The sequence below is a fragment of the Botrimarina colliarenosi genome, assembly GCF_007859955.1.
Lineage (GTDB): Bacteria > Planctomycetota > Planctomycetia > Pirellulales > Lacipirellulaceae > Botrimarina > Botrimarina colliarenosi.
The window spans coordinates 108,027-126,525 of record NZ_SJPR01000008.1 but is presented as its reverse complement, the minus strand read 5'-3'; the positions used below and the strand labels follow the sequence as shown (position 1 = coordinate 126,525).

Here is an 18,499-nt window from a genome sequence, read left to right as displayed (position 1 = left end):
GCGATCGACGCCTACCTAGAAGAGTACAACCAAAACCCCAAGCCCTTCCAATGGGTCGCCGACGCCGACTCCATCCTCCAACGCGTCGCCCGCGTCTGTGAACGTACTTCTAACTCGGGACACTAGCCGCGGGTGGCCCTACGGGTGATTCACCCGCGGCTAGCGCCGACGGCTCACCGAGGGTCGCGCGCAATCGCAAAAAATACTTCACAGGACCTAGACGCCGATCGTCGTCTGTCGCTGGCCCGCCAACAGTTCCTTGCGGAACGAGTGCGGCGTCTTGCCGGTGTCCTTCTTGAACGCCACGCCGAAGCGGGTCGCGTTCGCAAAGCCACACGCCAACGCTACCTCGGTGATCGACAGCTCGCGGCGTCCCAAGAGGTCGCGGCTCCGCTCGAGTTGGACGCGGCGGATCTCCCGCGCCGGCGAGCGGCCCAGGTACTTGCGGAACTGAATCTCCAGGCTGCGGCGCGAGATCGGCACCTGACGGAGGATGTCCTCGACGATGATCCCCCGGCAGGCGTGCTGGCGGATGTACCGCAGGGCGTCGACGATCTCTTCGTCGTCGATCGCCAACAGGTCGGTCGATTGCCGGCTCTGGACGCCACGCGGCGGGATCTCGAACGGTGTGCTCGGCGCGTCGCGGCCGACCATCATGGCGTCGAGCAATTGGGCCGCGTCGTGGCCGATCCGTTCGCTGGCGACGTTGATGCTCGACAGCGGCGGCGTCGAGACGTCGCACAGCAGTTCGTCGAGGCTCCCCGCGAGCACCGCGACGTCGTCCGGCACGCGGATGCCCGAGAGGTGACAGATCTCCGCCAACTGGCGTCCCCGGTTCGCGTCGACAGCGAGCACCCCGATCGGATGCGGCAGGGTGCGGATCCAACGATCGACGCGCTTCAGTCGTTCGGCCCAGCCGAGCCGACGGCCCGCGCGGTAGCCCGGCTTGTAGACGGCGCACTCGTAGCCTGCCGCCTGGACGTGTTCGACGAACGCGGCGCCGCGACGCTTGGAGTAATCGAGACTCGGCGGGGCGAAGTAGGCGAATTGACGGAAGCCACGGTCGAGCAGGTGCGCCAGCGCCATCTCGGCGAGCGCCCGCTCGTCGGTGATGACCGAAGAGAGGCCCGGTTGCGGCTCGATGACGTCGTCGACGTTCACGAGCGGGAGGCCGCGCGCCTGCAGCTTCTCGAGCTGCTTCTGCGACGTGATCCGCGCGATTATGCCGTGGCCCTGCCAGCCGTCGGGCAGGGCGGAGCGGTGCTCGTGGTCGCGGGGGTCGAGCAGCAAGTGCCACAGGCCGTGGCGGTCGGCGTAGTTCGAGATCCCGCGGATCAATCGGCAGCCGGCGCTCGAGTCGGTCTCGACGAGCACGGCGATCTGCTTCAGCGCCGCGGGGGCGGAAGCGACTGGCGCCGACGCACCGCCGGCAACAGAGTGAGCGGAGGGTTCGCGAATCACAGCAGGCCCCTCAACAGGCACGGCTACAGGCGCCGGATCACAAACTCGGGCGGGACGACCGACCGAGTTCCCAAAGCCAGCGCTGAAAAACCTCACATTTGCGCCCGATTCGGCGGCACGCCTTGTGCTGCGTTGAACCGGGGTAGAAACTCCCATCCTAACCGGCGCGACGTCCCTTTGCGCAGAACGACGCCGTTTTCTCCGAAAACGGCGTCGTTAGCGGACCAATTGACCGGCAAAACCGGTTCGGTTGGCCACATCCTGGCGTCGGGCAGGGGGGCATTAGAGCCGAGTCGCGCCTACGCTTGCTTTAGCCGCCTGTCGCAGCGGATGGCGAGAGCTGATTTAACCGGTTGGTGGACACGTTGAGCGCAAAAACGATCACGGCTATTGGTTTGATGAGTGGCACCTCCGCCGATGGAGTCGATGCCGCCTTGGTTCAAACCGACGGGGAAGCCTCGATTACCGTCATTGGCGGCCTGACGGTCCCGTACGAAGAGGATCTGCGACACCGGTTGCTCGAGGCTTCTCAGCACGACATGCCGACCAGCGACATGCTCCGGCTCGAGAAGGAGCTCACGCAGGTCCACGCCGACGCCGTCGCCCAGCTGATCAAGCAGCATCCGGCCGAGGGGAAGCGGGCCGAGGTCGTCGGGTTCCATGGCCACACCATCCGGCACATCCCCGACGAATGCCTGACGTGCCAGATCGGCAATCCCTGGCAACTGGCCCACAGCACGGGCCTCAAGGTGGTCTCCGACTTCCGCCGCAATGACATCGCGGGCGGCGGGCAAGGGGCGCCGCTGGCGGCCATGTTCCACCGCGCCCTCTTCGACACTTACGACAAACCGCTCGTGGTCCTCAATCTGGGGGGGGTCGCGAACGTCACTTGGCTCGGAGAAGACGGCGCTCTCATCGCCGGCGATACGGGTCCCGGTTGCGGCCTTCTCGACGAGTGGGCGCAAGAGATGGCCGATCTGCCCCACGACTCCGACGGCATCCTCGCCGGCGCCGGGCGGGTCAACGAGCCGCTGGTCGCCGAAGCCCTCTCCGCGCCTTTCTTCGCCCGGCCCCTCCCGAAAGCGGCCGACCGCTACGACTTCGACCATGTCGATGTCTCGACCCTCACGGTCGAGGATGGCGCCGCGACGCTCTGCGCCGTGACGGTTCGGGCGGTGGCCGGCGCCGTCGCGCGACTCCCCAAGAAGCCGAAAACCCTCTGGGTGACCGGCGGCGGAGTCAAGCACCCGGTCATCATGTCGATGCTGGCCGAGCACTTCGCCGAGGTCCATCGGGTCGAAGACCGCAAGCTCAGCAGCGAGACCCTCGAGGCGGAATGCTTCGCTTGGCTGGCGGTCCGACGGATGCGGCAGCTGCCGATCACGGTCCCCGAGACGACCGGATGCAGCGAGCCCCTCAGCGGCGGCGCGATTACGCTTTAAGCGGCGATCACGCTCTTCGCAGAGTCGTTGGCTACACGGCGCCGGCCCTCAGCCCAGACGCGCCGCCAGTTGTCCGCACGCGCAGGCCGCGTCGCCGGCTAGCGTGACCTGGCTCGGCGCCCAGCCCGCCGCGACGAGTTGTTCGATCACGCCGCTCCGGTAGAGGGGCGAACCGACCGCGAGGCCGCCCGCAAGCCGCACCCGGGGGCGGTCGTCGGGTCCCACCCGCAACGCCGTATGGCGAGCGAGGGCGGCCAATGCCGCCGCGTTCTCGGTGGCGATTTGGATGGCGATGGGGTCGCCGCTCGCCGCGAGTCCTAAGACCATCGGCGCCAACCGGGCCGCCCATCCGCGGGGGTCGGCCGCCCCGTAGAGCGCCCCCTTCAGCTCGGGCGGCGACCCGACGCCTGCGTGGAGGAGCAACGCCTCGGTCAACGCGTCGGCCGGCTCACCGCGGTCGGCGCGGAGCGCGACGTGCCGTAACGCGTCGCGACCCACGGCGTAGCCGCTGCCGGCATCGTCGATCAGATAGCCCCAGCCGCCGACGACCTCGGTGGTCCCGTCGGTGCGGCGGACCAAGGCGGCCGTGCCGGTGCCGGCGATCAGGCCGATCGCCGATTCGCCGGCGGGGACCGTGGCGAGCAGCGGCTCGGTGTCGGGGACGACCGCCAGCCGCGGAGCGAAGCCTTGTGTCTGGGCCCAGGCGTCGAGGCGCTCGCGCGCCGAGGGCGACGCGCAGCCGGCGATCGCCAGCACCGCGGCGTCGGGCGCGGCGCCCGCCTGTTCGGTGGCGGCGGCGATCGCCTGGCCGATGGCGGATTGCGCGGCGTCCCAGCCGACGCTCAGCGGGTTCGAGCCGCCGGCGAGACCGGACCCCAGCAAGCACAAACGGCCGGATGGCCCCACGCTCAGTAAGCGGGCGGACGTCTTGGCGCCGCCGCCATCGACCCCGAGCACGTGCTTCAAAGGGTCCTCATCAGGGGCGTAGAAGTGGCGGGGACTAGCGCCGAATCGACTTGCGGACAAGGCCGCCGCACTCGGCGAGGCGGGTCTGCGCCTCCTCGGGGCTGACGTCGGCAAGCTGGGCGACAATCGCCAATTTCACCTCGCCACCGCACGCCGTCAACATCGCCTGGGCGGCGGCGGCGTCGATCCCGGTCGCTTGCTGAACGATCCGCACCGCCCGGCTGTGCAACTTGGAGTTCGTCGGCCGGAGGTCGACCATCAGGTTGCCGAAGGTCTTACCGAGCCGGACCATCGCGCCGGTCGTGATCGTGTTGAGGACCAACTTGGTGGCCGTCCCCGCTTTCAGTCGGGTCGAACCACTCAAGACCTCGGGGCCAACCACCGGCGTGATCGCCGTGTCGGCCATCTCGATGATCTCGGCGGCCGCATTACAGCTGAGGGCGACCGTGTAGGCGCCAACCTTGCGGGCGTAGCGCAGCCCGCCGACGACGTAGGGGGTGCGGCCGCTCGTGGCGATGCCGACGAGCACGTCGTTCGGCCCGAGGCCGATCGCTTCGAGGTCCGAGGCGCCCAACTCGGGGCTGTCTTCGGCGCCTTCGACGGCGGTCGTTAGCGCCTGCACGCCGCCGGCAATGATGCCGACGACCATCGAGGGGTCGGTATTGAACGTGGGGGGACACTCCGAAGCGTCCAAGACGCCGAGCCGGCCCGACGTGCCGGCGCCGGTGTAAATGAGCCGGCCGCCGCGCTTCAGCCGATCGGCGACCACGTCGACCACCGTGGCGATCGCCTCGGCCTCGCGACCCACCGCCTCGGCGACGCGGGCGTCCTCGGAGTTCATGACCCGGACCATCTCAACGGTGGTCAGACCGTCGAGCGTTTCGGACGCGGGGTTCCGGGCTTCGGTCGTCAGATGATCGAGCCGCACGGGCTCGAAGTGAGGCCCATGAGTCCGATGCCCCGCCAATGCCTTGGCGGGCGCCGTCACGTGGCGGGCGTTATCTTGACCAACAGTATTCCAGTATTCAGCGGTGCGTCCATCAAGAGACACTCTACAGATCGGGGACAGGCAGCGGGGGCTCGGATGCGCAGTTGCGTGACACGATTGCGCTGTTTACTCCGGCAGTAGGGCTACAACTACTATTCTTTGACGGAAACGAATGATTTACGCGACTTCTTCGCCACTGCTATCGACTCCGCTTCTCGGGGCGGCTCTTGCGCCGACCGATCTGGCCATTTTGGCCGTTTACCTGCTGGCCACGGTGGTCTGGGGCGCCTGGCCCCGGAAGGGGTCGCAGACCGCCGAGGGGTACCTGCTGGGGGGACGCAACGTCGCCTGGCCAGTGTTGCTGATGTCGATCATCGCGACCGAAACCAGCACGGTTACGTTCCTGAGTCTGCCGGGGCAATCTTTTGTGCAAGGCGGCGACCTCACGTTCCTCCAAATCACTCTGGGGTATATCGTCGGGCGACTGCTGGTTATTGGCCTCCTTCTGCCCGAGTTTTTCCGCGGCCAGGCCTTTACCGCCTACGAGGTGCTTGAGGAACGGTTCGGCCCCGGCGTCCGACAGGCCGCCTCGGTGTTGTTCCTCCTCTGCCGGACCTTTGCGGACGGGCTCCGGCTCTTCTTGACCGGGCTGGCGTTGCAGCAGGCCCTCGGCTGGGACCTGCCGTCTTGTGTCGCGGCGATCACCGTAGCGACCGCCATTTACGCCACCCTCGGGGGTGTCGCCTCGGTCGTCTGGAACGACGCCGTCCAGCTGACTGTTTACACCACCGGCGCCCTGATCGCGGCGTGGCTGATCGTGCAGGCGGTCCCCGGCGGCGTCGGGGCGATTTACGACTTCGGCACCGAAACCGGCCGGTTCCACCTGTTCGATTTTGACCTCGGCGTCTTCGGCGGCCGGATGACCTTCTGGTCGGGGCTCATCGGCGGCGCGATCCTATCGCTAGCGACGCACGGCGTCGATCATCTGATGGTGCAACGCTACCTCTGCGCGCGGTCGCGGCGGAGTGCGGCGATCGCCCTGGGGCTGAGCGGCCCGCTGGTGGCGATGCAGTTCCTGCTGTTCCTGCTGATCGGCGTCGGTCTGGCGACGTTCTACGCCGCGGCGCCCGGCGCCGAAGGACTCACCGGCGACCAGGCGTTTGCCGCCTTCTTGGCGAACAACACGCCGGTCGGGATCCGCGGATTGCTCTTCGCCGCGGTGATCGCCGCCGCGATGTCGACGCTCTCGAGCTCGCTGAACTCGTCGGCCGGCGTCGCCGTGCGCGACGTGCTCCGTCCCTTGATTGGCGCCAAAGGCGCTGACTCGGTGCGCATCGCGCAAGCCGCCACCATCGTCTTTGCTTTGCTCCAGGCCGCCGTGGCGATCGGCGCCTACTCTACGAACCTCGAGTCGTCGGTGATTAATCTGGTGCTATCGATCGCCGGCTTCACCACCGGGGTGCTCGTCGGGCTCTTCGCCCTGGGCATCCTCCGCGGCAAGTCGCGGCCAGTGACCGCCGGCGTCGCGTTGGCGGCCGGCGTGCTCGCCGGCGTGGCGCTGTTCAGTTGGAACGCGATCTCCGAGCCCGACGACCGCGTCCATTGGACCTGGAACGCTCTGATCGCTTCCACGACGACCCTCGCCGCCGGTTACGCGGCCGCCTTCCTGCTCGAACGAAAGCCCGCGGACCCCACATGACACGACCCCTCTCGACGCTCTGCCTGCTCCTCGCCGCGACCTCGACCCAAGCGGAGATCGCCGTCGAACGGCTCGCCCCGATCGCCGACCGCGTCGCCGAGTCGCTCGCAGCGGGCGAGTTCGCCGGCTGTGTCGTCGCCATCGGCACGGGGGACGGCGTCGCCTATCTCGAGGCGTTCGGCAACCGCCAAGTCGTCCCCGAGCATCACGCCATGACGACCGACACCGTGTTCGACATGGCGTCGCTCACCAAGCCGGTAGCGACCGCCACCAGCATCATGGTGCTGGTGGAGCGGGGCCAGGTCCGGTTGCGTGACTCGATCAACAAGTACCTGCCCGAGATCGACGGCGCGCACGGCGAGCAGATCACCGTCGAAAGCCTGCTGACGCACCAGTCGGGCTACGTCCCCGACAACTCGATCAAGGACTACCAACACGGCGTCGACGAGGCGTGGCGGCGGTTGTTCGGTCTCACGCCGCAGCACCCGCCGGGGTCGCGATTCCAGTACTCCGACGTCAACTTCGAGCTGCTCGGCAAGATCGTCGAGCGCGCCGGCGGCAAGCCGCTCAACGAGTTCGCCCGCGACGAGGTCTACCGCCCGCTCGGCATGACCGAGACCGGCTACCTGCCGCCGGCGGAGCTTGCGGCTCGCGCCGCGGCGAGCGAGCCGCGCGACGGCAAGATGCTCGTCGGCGAGGTTCACGACCCACGGGCAGCCCTGCTCGACGGCGTCGCCGGCCACGCCGGCCTGTTCAGCACTGCCGAAGACCTCGCGCTGTACGCCCGCATGATGCTGCACGGCGGCGAGCTCAACGGCGTCCGGGTGCTCGGCGCAGCGACCGTCGCCGAGATGACAAGGCCGCGCAACGTGCCGGGCGATCAGCTCCGCGCGGCCGGCTGGGACATGGCGAGCGGCTACTCGTCGAACCGAGGCGAGACGATGACGCCGCGCGCGTTCGGCCACGGCGGTTTCACCGGCACGGCGATGTGGATCGACCCGGGCCTCGACCTCTACGTGATCTTCCTCTCGAACCGCCTGCACCCGGACGGCAAGGGGAACGCGAACGAAACCGCCGGCCGCGTTGGCGCGATCGCCGCGGGAGCGGTGGTGGGGGCGATAGAGTAGGGTGGATCGCGAACCACCGGCAGCTGAGTAGGGTGGGTCGAGACCCACCGGAGCCCAACTTGGGTAGAGCCAAAGTCCCTTGGCGATTCACGGTGGGTCGTGACCCGATTCCCGCTTGCTTCCCGGAAGCTCGCAGCTAGTTTGGCGGCATGCCCAACTATCGCCGCGTTACCGTTCCCGGTGGTACTTTCTTCTTCACGTTGGTGACCGATCAGCGACGGCCGTTGCTGACAGGCCGGAGCGCCCGCGTAGCGCTACGGCAAGCGTTCGAGGAGGAGCGGGCCCGGCGTCCCTTTGTTGTGGACGCCATCGTCTTGTTGCCGGACCATTTGCACGCTGTTTGGACGTTACCCCCTTGGGACGCCGATTTTTCGACCCGTTGGCGGCGGATTAAATCGCTTTTTACTTCTCGCTTCGCGGAATCGCTCGAGATCGACCCCAAGCCATCGCCGAGTCGCGTCGCCAAGAGAGAGCAATCCATCTGGCAACGTCGATTCTAAGAGCACACGGTTCGCGACGAAGGCGATCATAAACGCTGTGTTGACTACCTCCACCTCAACCCGGTCCGACATGGACTCGTGAAGCGAGTGAGCGATTGGCCTTGGTCATCGTTCCATCGCTACGTACGAGCCGGTGAGTACTCTAGCGATTGGGGCGGCAGCGAAGAGTTCTACGGTGACGAATGGTCCCGATGCGAATGATCCAACAAACAACTTAGGGTGGGTCGAGACCCACCGGCGGCCGAGTCAATTGGTCGTTCATGGTAGGTCTTGACCCACCCTACCCGGCTGAGCCGGCTAGTGGCGTTGTGGCAAGATTCGGCCAAATAACAACGCGGCAAACAGTAGCGTCGCACTCGCTGGCTCGGGGACGCTCGCAATGCGGAAACCTACATTCATAAAAAACGCGGGTGGGAGTCCTGAGTTGCGGTAGCTGACGGAAAGACCAATGGGCGATGTAGCGACTACGTACTCCGCGCCACGGACTCCGCGGCTTTCCTCGGCATCGGAGTTGACAAGGTCGGTCGAAGTCTCTTCGAACTCCCAGGCGTTCCCTCCTTGTCCAATAGTCCCGAATGGACTCTCCCCGCCCGCCAGCTGCACATCGGCCGGCCCGGCGGTTTGATTCCACACTGCGGTACCCGGATCGGTCCCACCCGCCACAGGAGTCGGCGGCGTGTCGCTCCCCGTGGTGTAGTCCCACCAGATGGCGAGGTTAGGATCGTAGTACGCTGCCTTGTACCACTCATCGACGCTCGGCAACACGTACTGCGCCAGCGTGTTGCGGAACGGGTTGGCCGCGTTGTATCCGGGGTCGGCAATCGTCCAAAGCTGGAACTCGCCCGACGCATCGAAGTTGTAGGCGGGGCTGGCGCCGACGTCTCCGTTGAGCCAGTTGACGAACCGCGCCGCCTCGAACCACGACAGGCTCGTCGCCGGCTTCTGGGGGCCGCGAGTGTCGAGCGTGATGCCAAGCGGCGCGCCGTCCAAAAGGCTCTGGGCATTCGCTTTGCGTACCGCTTCCTCGGGGACCTCGTACTTGCCGATGCGGTAGGTGTAATCGACGCGGCCCGCCGGGTTGGGGGCGCCGGTCGTGTCGGCCGCGTTGCCTGGCGAACCGATCGTGACGAACGGGATCTCAAAGCGGTTGTCGCCGCTGCCGAACCAGTCGGCCCGGACGTCGCACGGCGAGAGAAACGCGTACAACACCGCCGCCACGAGGGTGGCTGATGAGCGAACCGCCATCGTCTGCTCCGTTAGATGAGACCGGAGGAGCGTTCTCCCCCGATCATTTGCCCCCCGGCCCTTCTTTTCTAGCAGGCCTTGATGGGGGGCTCCAGCAGAATTCTGGGGGTGGGGAGCATTGCGGCGGGTTCGGCCCGCGGCTCGCGCCGTCGGCTCAGGCGGGTAAGCTACAGCGGGCTTGTATTCGCGGCTGAGCCGGGCGGCCTAGAATCACACTTATCTACTCAGATCAGTGCGGTATGGCCGGTACGACTCGCCAACAGCCGTCGAGCACGCACCTCTTCCGACGCCATGTCATTCACTTCTCTTCGTTGCCTTGCCTTACTTCTCGGTCTCCTGCTTGTTACCGGTCATGCCGAGGCGAGGGCGGCGTCCGACGCGCCCGACTTGGTGGTCGCCGCGGATGGCAGTGGCGATTTTTTGACCGTGCAGGCGGCGATCGATTCGGTCGGCGCCAACGGATCGACCCAGACGGTCATCTCGATCAAGCCGGGTGTTTACAAAGAGAGAATCCGTATCCCCGCCGATAAGAAGAACCTGAAGTTGGTCGGCGAGTCTTACGAGAACACGGTTCTCACCTACGACGACTACGCCGGTAAGAACCACGACTGCGCCAGCACACGTGTCGATGCGGACGACTTTTTTGCAGAGGGGCTGACGTTCCAGAACACCGTCGACAGCCGGTCGGGCGTCGAAGGGGGGCAGGCCGTCGCGCTGCGGGTCGATGGCGATCGGGCCCAGTTCGTTCGGTGCCGGCTCACCGGGTTTCAAGACACCTACTACACCGGCGGCAACCGACGTTCCTACCACAAGGAATGCGTCATCGAGGGGACGACCGACTTCATCTACGGCGATGGCGTCGCGGTGTTCGAGGACTGCGTCATCAACTGCCGGAAGAACTCCCACATCACCGCGCACGGCCAGACGCTCCGCGACGGGCGATCGGTCAATCGGTTTGGCTACGTCTTCAAGAACTGCGACCTCCGGCTCCATCCCGAGGAGCAGGCGACGAGTGTTTCGCTCGGCCGGCCTTGGCGGGACGGCGCCCGGGTGGTGTACCTCAACTGCACGATGGGCGGTCACATCAGGAAGGAGGGGTGGTCCGAATGGCAGGGCCGTGAGAATCACAAGACCGCGTACTACGCCGAGTACAACAGCCGCGGCCCCGGGGGCGACCCGGTTGGTCGGCTCCCCTGGACCCACCAGCTCACCGACGAGGAGGCCGCCGCCTACACCACGGCCAACATCTTTGCGGCCGACTCGACCACCGCCGTGAAGCTGGAGGGGGACTGGGACCCCGAGGTCGCCGGCGCCGGCCACGAGACGCCGACGGAGTAGCCGAGCGCTACGCCGATCGCTTTGCGGCGCGACTTGAAACGGGTCGTCTCGGTGATGGCCCGCCGGAGAGCAGGTGGTTACCCTGCGGTCGTGGCGACGATGTGGCTGGGGGTCTCGGCGACAGCGTCGCGTCACGGCTTCTCTTCTCTCGAGGCGATTCAATCGATGCCTGAACGTTTTCGTGGTGCGTCTGTCGGCGCCGTTGTGCTGGTGGTCAGCCTCATCGGCGTGACGGCGCCCGCCGGCTACGAGCTCGAGCTGGTCGCCAGCGGGCTGAACAAGCCGATCTATGCGACCCACGCCCCGGGCGATCCGGGCGGCCTGTATGTCGTGCCGCAGCGCGACGCGGGCTCGGGGCCGGGCCTTTCGACGGGGACGATCGTCCGCCACGACCTCGTAACGGGTCAGACGGTCCCCTTCCTGCAGGTCACCGGTCTCGACGCCGATACGCAGGGGGGGCTGCACGCGCTGGCGTTCCACCCCGACTACCAGCCGGGGGTCGAAGGGAGCAAGCTCTACGTGATCGCATTGGAGAGCAGTCCGACGCCGTTTATCGCCAACAACACGCTGCAAGAGTGGGTGATTGGCCCCGCCGGCGTCCCGCAGTACGCTCGGACGTTGCTGCAGTTCCCCGGACTCGAGGAGAACGACGCCTCGCACTCGATGGACTGGATCGGCTTCCGCCCGGGCGCCCAGGGCGACGAGCGCGACTGGCTCTACATGACCGTCGGCGATGGCGGCGTGCAGGCGAACGAGAACGACTACGTTAACAACGCCCAGGACCTCTCGTCGTTGCGTGGCAAGATGCTGCGGCTGGACGTGAGTGGCGCCGACGACCACCCCAGCGATCCGAACCGCAATTATGGGTTCACCCCGACGATTTACTTCGGCGACGACGACGCCAACGACGGCGTGCCGGGCGAGACCGCCCCGGAGGTCTACTACTCGGGGTTACGCAACCCGTGGCGGGCGAGTTTTGACCGCGCGACCGGCGACATCTGGATCGGCGACGTTGGCTACGGCGGCGGCGAGGAACTGAACTACATCGCGGGCGGCGTCATGGGGCTCGACGCGGCGGGCCAACCCGCCGGGCCGGGCGCCGGCGCCGAGTACGGCGTCGACTTCGGCTGGCCGCGCCGCGACGGGTACGTCGAGGGCGACTGGGACGACGGCGGGCCGCGCGACCCGGACGGTCCCGAGGGCATCCGACCCGAATCGATCGACCCGCTGTACCTCTTCTCTCGCTCAGACCAGCCCGATTCGATCCGCTCGATCACCGGAGGCTATGTCTACCGCGGCCCCGACCAACACCCGGCGCTGCAGGGCCGGTACTTCGTGGGCGGCTTCGACTTTCCTGAGCCAAAGGTAATGGTCGCCAATTTCCAAGCCGACGAGACCGGGTTTGGCGGCCAGATCGACTTCGACGTGATCACCGACCAACTCGCGGCGTCGCTCGCCGGCGCCGGGCTCGATCTCGACCAGTTCGCCTCGTTCGGCGAGGACGCTGACGGGAACCTCTATCTGCTCGACTTCGGTGACGAGTGCTCGAGTGGCTGCACGAGCGAGACCGGCTGGACCGGCGTCCTAACACAGTTCGGCACCGGCGAGGTCTACCGGCTGGTCTACGTGCCCGACCCGAGCGAAGGCGACTTCAACAATGACGGCGCCGTCAACGCCGCGGACTACACCGTCTGGCGCGACGGCCTGGGAACAAACTACACGCAAGCCGACTACGGCGTCTGGGCGTCGAACTACGGCGCCGTCTCCGGGCCGACCTCGGCGACGCCCGAGCCCGCGACCGTGGCGCTCGTTGGCCTTGCCGTGTTGCTTGCGGGGGCCGGGCGGACGCCTCACCGCAGCCGCACCGGCGCGCCACGGAACGCCCGGGGGATCACCGGCCACTCGCTGGTTAGGAAGTAGGCGTACGTCCCCTGGGGGAACTCGGGCGTCACGGCGTGGCGGCCGTTGCACTCGTCGAGATCGCCCCGGCCCGCGACGTACTCGTAGTCCTGCACGAACGCCCCGTCGTACGCGCCGTCGGGCGCGTCGTCACCACCCGGCCGGACGCCCGGCTTTAGGCGATAGCTCGATCGCAGTTCGATGATCGTCGAGTCAGGGTCCTCGGGGTCGCCATAGCCGTATTGGGCGTAGATTGGGAAACCGTCGGCGGCCCAACCAACCAGCGGCGAGTGCTTCTGCGGACTCTGACCGAGGCGTTTCAGAAGTCCCGTCGGCAGGCCGTGGTAGTGGTACTGGCCGCCCGGTTGGACGTGTGCAAAGTTCTCGTCGACTCCCAGCGGCGCCGCGCCGCCCAAGGCTTCGTAGTTCCAGCCGAGCGTGCGGTCGCCGCGCCAGAACTCCGCCGTCCCCGGGTCGAACATCACGCCATTCACCGCGACGCCGAAGGGCAGGTTGGGCGGGCCCCGGCGCGAGGCGAGGTGCAGCGGCGTGACTTTGTCGGCCGGCTGAGGCTCGAGAGGCAGGTTGAAGCGGTGGCGCTGTTCGGCGATGGCGTGCGGGTTGCCCCAATTAGGAAACCGGCCCACCGGGTGCTGCGGAACCGCGTTGGACTCGACGTGGCGGTGGCCGTGCTGTGCTTCGAGGGTGACCCGATTCTCGGCGGGCGGCGGCTGGTTGGCCGGCACGAGCCGCAGGGGTCGGGCGGCGGTCGCCGTATGCTGCCGCGGCGGCCGGCCTTGCGAAAGCGCAATCGCGCCGGCCGCTAGCACGCCAAGCGTGACGAGGCAGAAGAAGGTCCTGTCGATCAACCGTCGCGTGGTCATCGTCCGTCCCAAGATTGAAGGCGTTGGAAGAAGGACTTAACCCGACCCCGCCTCGGGGGGCGCCGAAATAAACCGATGCTGGTAGGTAGAAATCGGGCGTGAGCTGTCGATGAATCAGCGCCGCGAACCGGCGAGGGGCCTTTGATCGCTGATGGCGGTGGCGGACTTCGGGGCGCACTTCGACTCGTCCAGCGAGGCGGTTCTCTCCGCGCACGGATCGGGTAGGTTATCGGGGAATCGGTGCTCCGGATATGATTCAGCGATGACGCGGCGCCGGCTGCGCTTAGCGTTATCTTCGAGTCCTCGAACCCTCTGCGTATGGCCGCCAAGTCGAAGACGACCCTTTTCGAAGAGTTGAAGCCGAAGCGGTTCATCGAGCCGCTACTGGTCGCCCTTGTGATCGCTGCGCTCAGCGGCAATGGGTTGCTGCAGGTGAACAACTTCCGGCGGCTGCAAGAGAACCGTTCGCAGCTGCGCGACAACAAGCGGGTGCTCATCAAGATCGAAGAGACCCTCCTGGCGGTGACCGACGCCGAGACCGGGCAGCGTGGTTACGTGATCACCGGCGACGAGTCTTATCTCGAGCCGTTCGAAGAGGCGATGTCCCGTATCGATGGCTTGCTGAACGAGCTTGGCGAGATGAGCCAAACCGTCCCGGAGCAACGGGCGACCTTTGCCGATCTCCGCAGGAAAGTCGAGCAAAAAATCGGGGAACTCAAAGAGGTTATCGAAGTACGCCGCGACGAGGGGACCGAAGCGGCCGCTGAACTTTTAACGACCGACATCGGCATGCGGACGATGGAGAAGATCCGCGCTCTTGCCGAACGGATGCGCGGAGTAGAACGCATCGCATTGGAGCGTCGCGAGGCGTCTGCGAGCCAGACGTACCGCCGGGGGTTCGTGACGTCGATCTTCTCGACCCTGGCGGGTCTTGCGCTCGTCGGCGGGGTGATCTATCTGATCCAACGGAGCCGAAGACGCTCGGAGCGGTCGGCGCGCACCATCCAGGCGGCTCGTGATCACCTGCGAGTCACGCTGGCGAGCATCGGCGACGGCGTCATCACCACCGACAGCGAAGGGCGGGTGGCGTTCCTCAACGGAGTCGCCGAACAGCTCACCGGCTGGGAGGACGCCGAGGCGCGGGGCGCCCCCCTTCGGTCGGTCTTTCAAACCATCGACGAGACGACGCGCCAGCCGATCGACTCGCCCGCGTCGCCCGCCCAAGGCGAAGGGCTCCCGAACGGCGGGGCGAACCACACGCTATTGGTCGCTCGTGACGGCGTCGAGACGCCGATCGATGACAGCGTGGCCCCGATCCGTGGCGAGGACGGCGAGACCCGAGGCGTCGTGTTGGTGTTCCGCGACGTGACCCAGCGCCGCGAAGACGAGATCCGCTTGCAAGAGGCGTCGATGCAGCGGTCTCTCGATGTCCGGGAGCTCGGGCTCGCCTTGTCAAAACTCCGCACCGCCGAGGAACGCTTTCGCCTCGCCCTCGATGCGGCGGATTTGGGCTCTTGGAACATCAACCCCGCGACCTCGGAGTTGGTGGCCGACGAACGCTTCTGGCGCCACTTCACAGGGGGCGAAGAGAAGCTCGACTACGAAGCGGCTTTCGCGGCGATCCACCCTGACGACCGTGAGCGTATCCGTGCGGCGGTGGCGGCGTCGCTCAGCATCGACGACCCGGCGCCTTACGCCGAGGAGTACCGCGTCGTGCATCCCGACGGCGCCGTCCGCTGGCTGCTTGGCAAAGGGTCGGCGCACTTCCGCCAGGTGGAGGGGGTCCACCAACTCGTCAGCTTCGACGGCACGGTTTCCGACATTACCGAGCGCAAACGGACCGAGCAGGCGATCGCCCGACTGACGGCTAACTTGACCGCGGCGGACCGCAACAAGGACGAGTTCCTTGCGACCCTCGCGCACGAGCTGCGCAACCCGCTAGCGCCGATCAAGAACGCCGTGCAGCTGATGGCGATGTCGCCGCTCGACGAAGAGACCGAGGCGCTCCGCCAGACGATGGAACGCCAGGTCGAGCAGCTCGTCCATCTGATCGACGACCTGCTGGACGTCTCGCGGATCAGCCGGGGAAAAATCACCCTCCGCAAGGAGACCATCGGGCTGGCGTCGGTCGTGGAAGCGGCGGTCGAGGCGGCGGCGTCCCTGATCGAGGCCAATGAGCAAACGTTGCGGGTGGACTACAAGGCCGAGGGACTCGCGGTCGACGCCGACGCGGCGCGTCTCACCCAGGTCGTGTCGAACCTGCTCAACAACGCCGCCAAGTACAGCGACGCCGGCGGCCAAATCAAACTGGTGGTCCGTGAGGCCGACGGGCAAGCCGTTGTGGAGGTCCACGACGACGGCGTTGGTATTGAGCCCGAGTATCTGGAACAGATCTTCACGATGTTCTCGCAACTTGACCAATCGCTCGAGCGCGGGTCGGCGGGCCTGGGGATCGGTCTCACGTTGGTCAAGTCGCTTGTCGAAATGCACGGCGGCACGATTACGGTCCGCAGCGAGGGGCAGGGACGCGGCAGTGTGTTCGCGATCACCTTACCGCTGAGCGACCGACAGCCGGCGCCGGTCCAGGCCCCGGCGGCGACCGATCCCGCCTCCTTCACTGCGTACCGGGTGCTTGTCGTTGAGGATCAAGCCGCGTTGCGGATAGTGCTCGGCAAGCTTCTGGAGAAGATGGGGCACACCGTCGAGGGGGCCGATGGGGGCGAGCAAGCGCTCGCCAAGTTTGCCGAGTTCGCTCCGGACGTGGTGATCTCGGACATCTCGATGCCCGGCATGTCGGGATACGACCTGGTCCGTTCGCTCCGCGAACTCCCCGACGCCGAGGGGGTCCTTTTGGTCGCTATTACCGGTTACGGGCAGGAGAGCGATCGCCGGATGGCGATGGAGGCCGGATTCCATGAGCATTTGGTCAAGCCGGCCGACGCCCGGCAGCTTGAAGCGATCTTCTCACGGCTCACCGCGAAGAGGTTGGGCCGAGATCGTGACGTCGGGGGGGCTGAATGAGTCGGGCGGGCAGCTAAACTGGGGGTCCGCTTCGGACCGAGAGAACCACGAGCCCTCCCTCCATGATTCGTCCCAACCGCGCCCGTCTCGCCGCCGCAACTCTCCCGCTACTCGGGTTGGTGACTTTCGGATCGCTGACAACCTGCCTGGTGTTGTTGGCGTCGTCGGCCCGCGCCTTGGCGCCCGCCGATTTCACCGCCACGGGGACCCAGCACGCGGTCGCCACAGTACAGCCGATCGCCACAAACGCGGCGATGGAAGTCCTGGCCGAAGGGGGTAACGCCGTCGACGCGGCAATCTGCGCGGCGCTGACGCTCGGTGTGGTCGACAACCACAACTCGGGGATCGGCGGCGGTTGCCTGATCTTGATCCTCTCGCCCGACGGGGAACTGATCGCGATCGATGGCCGCGAGACCGCCCCCGCCGCCGCCGACCACGACATGTTCTTGGTCGATGGCAAAGCGGACCCCGATCTAAGCCAGGTGGGACCGCTCGCCGTCGCCACGCCCGGCGCGCTAGCCGCGTACGCGATGGCCCTCGATACGGCCGGCTCGAAACCGCTCGCCCGGCTGCTGCAGGCCGGCATTGCGGCGGCGCGGGACGGATTTCCGCTCGACACCAACTACGCCAATCGCCTGAAAGGGGCGTCGGAAGTGCTCGCCAAGTTTCCCGGCTCGAAGGCTCAGCTGCTCGACGCCGAGGGCAAAGCTCACCCCGCCGGCTACGTGCTGAAGCAGCCTGACTTGGCGGCGACCTATGAGGGGATCGCCAAAGACGGGCTCGACTACTTCTACCGCGGGCCGTTGGCCGAACGGGTCGGCGCCTGGATGGCGGAGAACGGCGGCGTCCTGACCGCCAAAGATTTCGCCGGCTACGAGCCGAAACGCCGTGAACCGATCGTTTCGAAGTACCGCGGCCTGACGATCGTTGGCTTCCCGCCCCCCAGCAGCGGCGGCATCCACATCGCCCAAATGCTGGGGATGCTCGAGCCGTTCGACCTTGCCGCCGCTTTCAAGAAGGAGAGGCACGACGGGATCCACCTCGTCGGTGAAGCGATGAAGCTCGCCTTCGCCGACCGCGCCTACTGGCTCGGCGACTCCGACTTTGTCGACGTGCCGCGCGGGCTGATCGATGCGGCCTACCTCAAGACCCTCTCGGAGAAGATCGACCCGAAGAAAGCGACCGAGGCGCCCGCGCAGGGCGAGCCGCCCCAGTGGCGTCAGGACCTCTTCGGCCGGCACACGACGCACATCGCCGCCGCCGACGCCCAAGGCTGGTGGGTTGGCATCACCACGACGGTCAACACCGGCTTCGGCTCGAAGGTGATCGTCCCCGGCACGGGGCTTGTCCTCAACAACGAGATGGACGACTTCTCCGCCCAGCCCGGCGCGCCCAACGCCTTCGGCCTGGTGGGCATGGAGAACAACAGCGTGGCGCCGGGCAAACGCCCGCTGTCGAGCATGAGCCCGACGATCGTCCTCGATCTGGAAGGCAACCCGCTGATGACGGTCGGCGCCGCCGGCGGTCCGAAGATCATCACGCAGGTGGTGCTGGCGATCATCGGCGTCGTCGATGGTGGCATGACGCTCGCCGAGGCGGTCGCCCAGCCGCGTTGGCACCACCAGTGGCGGCCCGACGTGCTGAGCTTTGAGAAGCAGACGCCGATCATCGACGTGCTGCCGCTCGCCGAACGCGGCCACGCCGTGGGCATGCTTTCCTCGGGGGGCATCACCCAAGGGATCATCCGCGAAGAGTCGGGCGAGCTAACGGCGGTCCGCGACCCGCGCGTCCCCGGAAAGGCGGCGGCACGCTGAACGCACACCATCGGTTGTGGGAGGGGTCTCCAGACCCCGATTTCGGCGTCCATCGCGAATCGGCGTGGTGCGCGTTATCGGGGTCCGGAGACCCCTCCCACAAGAGAACTGAGAA

The 18,499-nt window shown here is 66.8% G+C and carries 13 protein-coding genes; 8 read left to right on the top strand and 5 right to left on the bottom strand.

The annotated features are described in order from the left end of the window. Positions 1–216 precede the first annotated feature (216 nt). Entirely contained in the window at positions 217–1,461 is a 1,245-nt protein-coding gene (locus Pla108_RS19375) for an AraC family transcriptional regulator (protein ID WP_197526721.1), read from the bottom strand. Between the two features lie 356 nt (positions 1,462–1,817). Between Pla108_RS19375 and Pla108_RS19370 the strand changes: the two genes are divergently transcribed. After that, complete coding sequence (locus Pla108_RS19370) at positions 1,818–2,903, top strand: anhydro-N-acetylmuramic acid kinase (RefSeq protein ID WP_261342533.1); 1,086 nt, start codon at positions 1,818–1,820, stop codon at positions 2,901–2,903. Positions 2,904–2,951: 48 nt separating this feature from the next. On the opposite strand, the gene Pla108_RS19365 is transcribed toward Pla108_RS19370, so the two are convergent. After that, positions 2,952–3,860, bottom strand: a complete 909-nt coding sequence (locus Pla108_RS19365) for an N-acetylglucosamine kinase (RefSeq protein WP_231934561.1) — start codon at positions 3,858–3,860, stop codon at positions 2,952–2,954. A gap of 43 nt (positions 3,861–3,903) precedes the next feature. Further along, positions 3,904–4,920 carry an N-acetylmuramic acid 6-phosphate etherase gene (murQ, locus tag Pla108_RS19360; RefSeq protein ID WP_231934557.1) on the bottom strand — a complete coding sequence of 339 codons (1,017 nt, stop codon included), beginning with the start codon at positions 4,918–4,920 and terminating at the stop codon, positions 3,904–3,906. 109 nt (positions 4,921–5,029) lie between these two features. Between murQ and Pla108_RS19355 the strand changes: the two genes are divergently transcribed. The 3 genes from Pla108_RS19355 (at position 5,030) to Pla108_RS21735 (ending at position 8,183) form a co-directional block, all read left to right on the top strand. Then, entirely contained in the window at positions 5,030–6,556 is a 1,527-nt protein-coding gene (locus tag Pla108_RS19355) for a sodium:solute symporter family transporter (RefSeq protein WP_146446627.1), read from the top strand. Continuing rightward, complete coding sequence (locus Pla108_RS19350; protein WP_146446626.1) at positions 6,553–7,683, top strand: serine hydrolase domain-containing protein; 1,131 nt, start codon at positions 6,553–6,555, stop codon at positions 7,681–7,683. Before Pla108_RS19355 ends, Pla108_RS19350 begins: the two co-directional genes overlap by 4 nt. A gap of 149 nt (positions 7,684–7,832) precedes the next feature. Then, positions 7,833–8,183 (top strand): REP-associated tyrosine transposase, encoded by a 351-nt coding sequence (locus Pla108_RS21735; RefSeq protein ID WP_449240203.1) that lies wholly within the window; start codon positions 7,833–7,835, stop codon positions 8,181–8,183. A gap of 297 nt (positions 8,184–8,480) precedes the next feature. Here Pla108_RS21735 and Pla108_RS19340 read toward each other — a convergent pair whose 3' ends face one another. Further along, the gene (locus Pla108_RS19340) at positions 8,481–9,428 is read right to left on the bottom strand and encodes a formylglycine-generating enzyme family protein (protein WP_146446625.1); all 948 of its coding nucleotides are present in this window, start codon (positions 9,426–9,428) and stop codon (positions 8,481–8,483) included. A 291-nt stretch (positions 9,429–9,719) separates the two neighbouring features. On the opposite strand from Pla108_RS19340, the gene Pla108_RS19335 reads away from it, so the two are divergent. Continuing rightward, positions 9,720–10,766, top strand: coding sequence for a pectinesterase family protein (locus tag Pla108_RS19335; protein ID WP_146446624.1), 1,047 nt, complete (start codon positions 9,720–9,722; stop codon positions 10,764–10,766). A 165-nt stretch (positions 10,767–10,931) separates the two neighbouring features. Continuing rightward, positions 10,932–12,686, top strand: coding sequence for a PQQ-dependent sugar dehydrogenase (locus Pla108_RS19330; RefSeq protein ID WP_197526718.1), 1,755 nt, complete (start codon positions 10,932–10,934; stop codon positions 12,684–12,686). On the opposite strand, the gene Pla108_RS19325 is transcribed toward Pla108_RS19330, so the two are convergent. Further along, positions 12,617–13,549: a YHYH protein gene (locus Pla108_RS19325; RefSeq protein ID WP_146446622.1), complete on the bottom strand. Its 933-nt coding sequence runs from the start codon at positions 13,547–13,549 to the stop codon at positions 12,617–12,619. The genes Pla108_RS19330 and Pla108_RS19325 overlap by 70 nt on opposite strands. 318 nt (positions 13,550–13,867) lie before the next feature. Between Pla108_RS19325 and Pla108_RS19320 the strand changes: the two genes are divergently transcribed. Both Pla108_RS19320 and ggt read left to right on the top strand, forming a co-directional pair. Then, positions 13,868–16,570, top strand: a complete 2,703-nt coding sequence (locus Pla108_RS19320) for a CHASE3 domain-containing protein (RefSeq protein WP_146446621.1) — start codon at positions 13,868–13,870, stop codon at positions 16,568–16,570. Positions 16,571–16,632: 62 nt separating this feature from the next. Continuing rightward, on the top strand, positions 16,633–18,384 hold the full coding sequence (gene ggt / locus Pla108_RS19315; RefSeq protein WP_146446620.1) for a gamma-glutamyltransferase: 1,752 nt from the start codon (positions 16,633–16,635) through the stop codon (positions 18,382–18,384). The last annotated feature ends 115 nt before the right edge of the window (positions 18,385–18,499 follow it).

Excerpts from the sequence above, each read along its gene's own strand:
- Pla108_RS19335 (WP_146446624.1), top strand. The coding sequence starts at position 9,720 with ATGTCATTCACTTCTCTTCGTTGCCTTGCCTTACTTCTCGGTCTCCTG.
- Pla108_RS19340 (WP_146446625.1), bottom strand. The coding sequence starts at position 9,428 with ATGGCGGTTCGCTCATCAGCCACCCTCGTGGCGGCGGTGTTGTACGCG.
- Pla108_RS19325 (WP_146446622.1), bottom strand. The coding sequence starts at position 13,549 with ATGACCACGCGACGGTTGATCGACAGGACCTTCTTCTGCCTCGTCACG.
- Pla108_RS19320 (WP_146446621.1), top strand. The coding sequence starts at position 13,868 with ATGGCCGCCAAGTCGAAGACGACCCTTTTCGAAGAGTTGAAGCCGAAG.
- ggt (WP_146446620.1), top strand. The coding sequence starts at position 16,633 with ATGATTCGTCCCAACCGCGCCCGTCTCGCCGCCGCAACTCTCCCGCTA.
- Pla108_RS19330 (WP_197526718.1), top strand. The coding sequence starts at position 10,932 with ATGCCTGAACGTTTTCGTGGTGCGTCTGTCGGCGCCGTTGTGCTGGTG.
- Pla108_RS19355 (WP_146446627.1), top strand. The coding sequence starts at position 5,030 with ATGATTTACGCGACTTCTTCGCCACTGCTATCGACTCCGCTTCTCGGG.
- Pla108_RS19350 (WP_146446626.1), top strand. The coding sequence starts at position 6,553 with ATGACACGACCCCTCTCGACGCTCTGCCTGCTCCTCGCCGCGACCTCG.
- Pla108_RS21735 (WP_449240203.1), top strand. The coding sequence starts at position 7,833 with ATGCCCAACTATCGCCGCGTTACCGTTCCCGGTGGTACTTTCTTCTTC.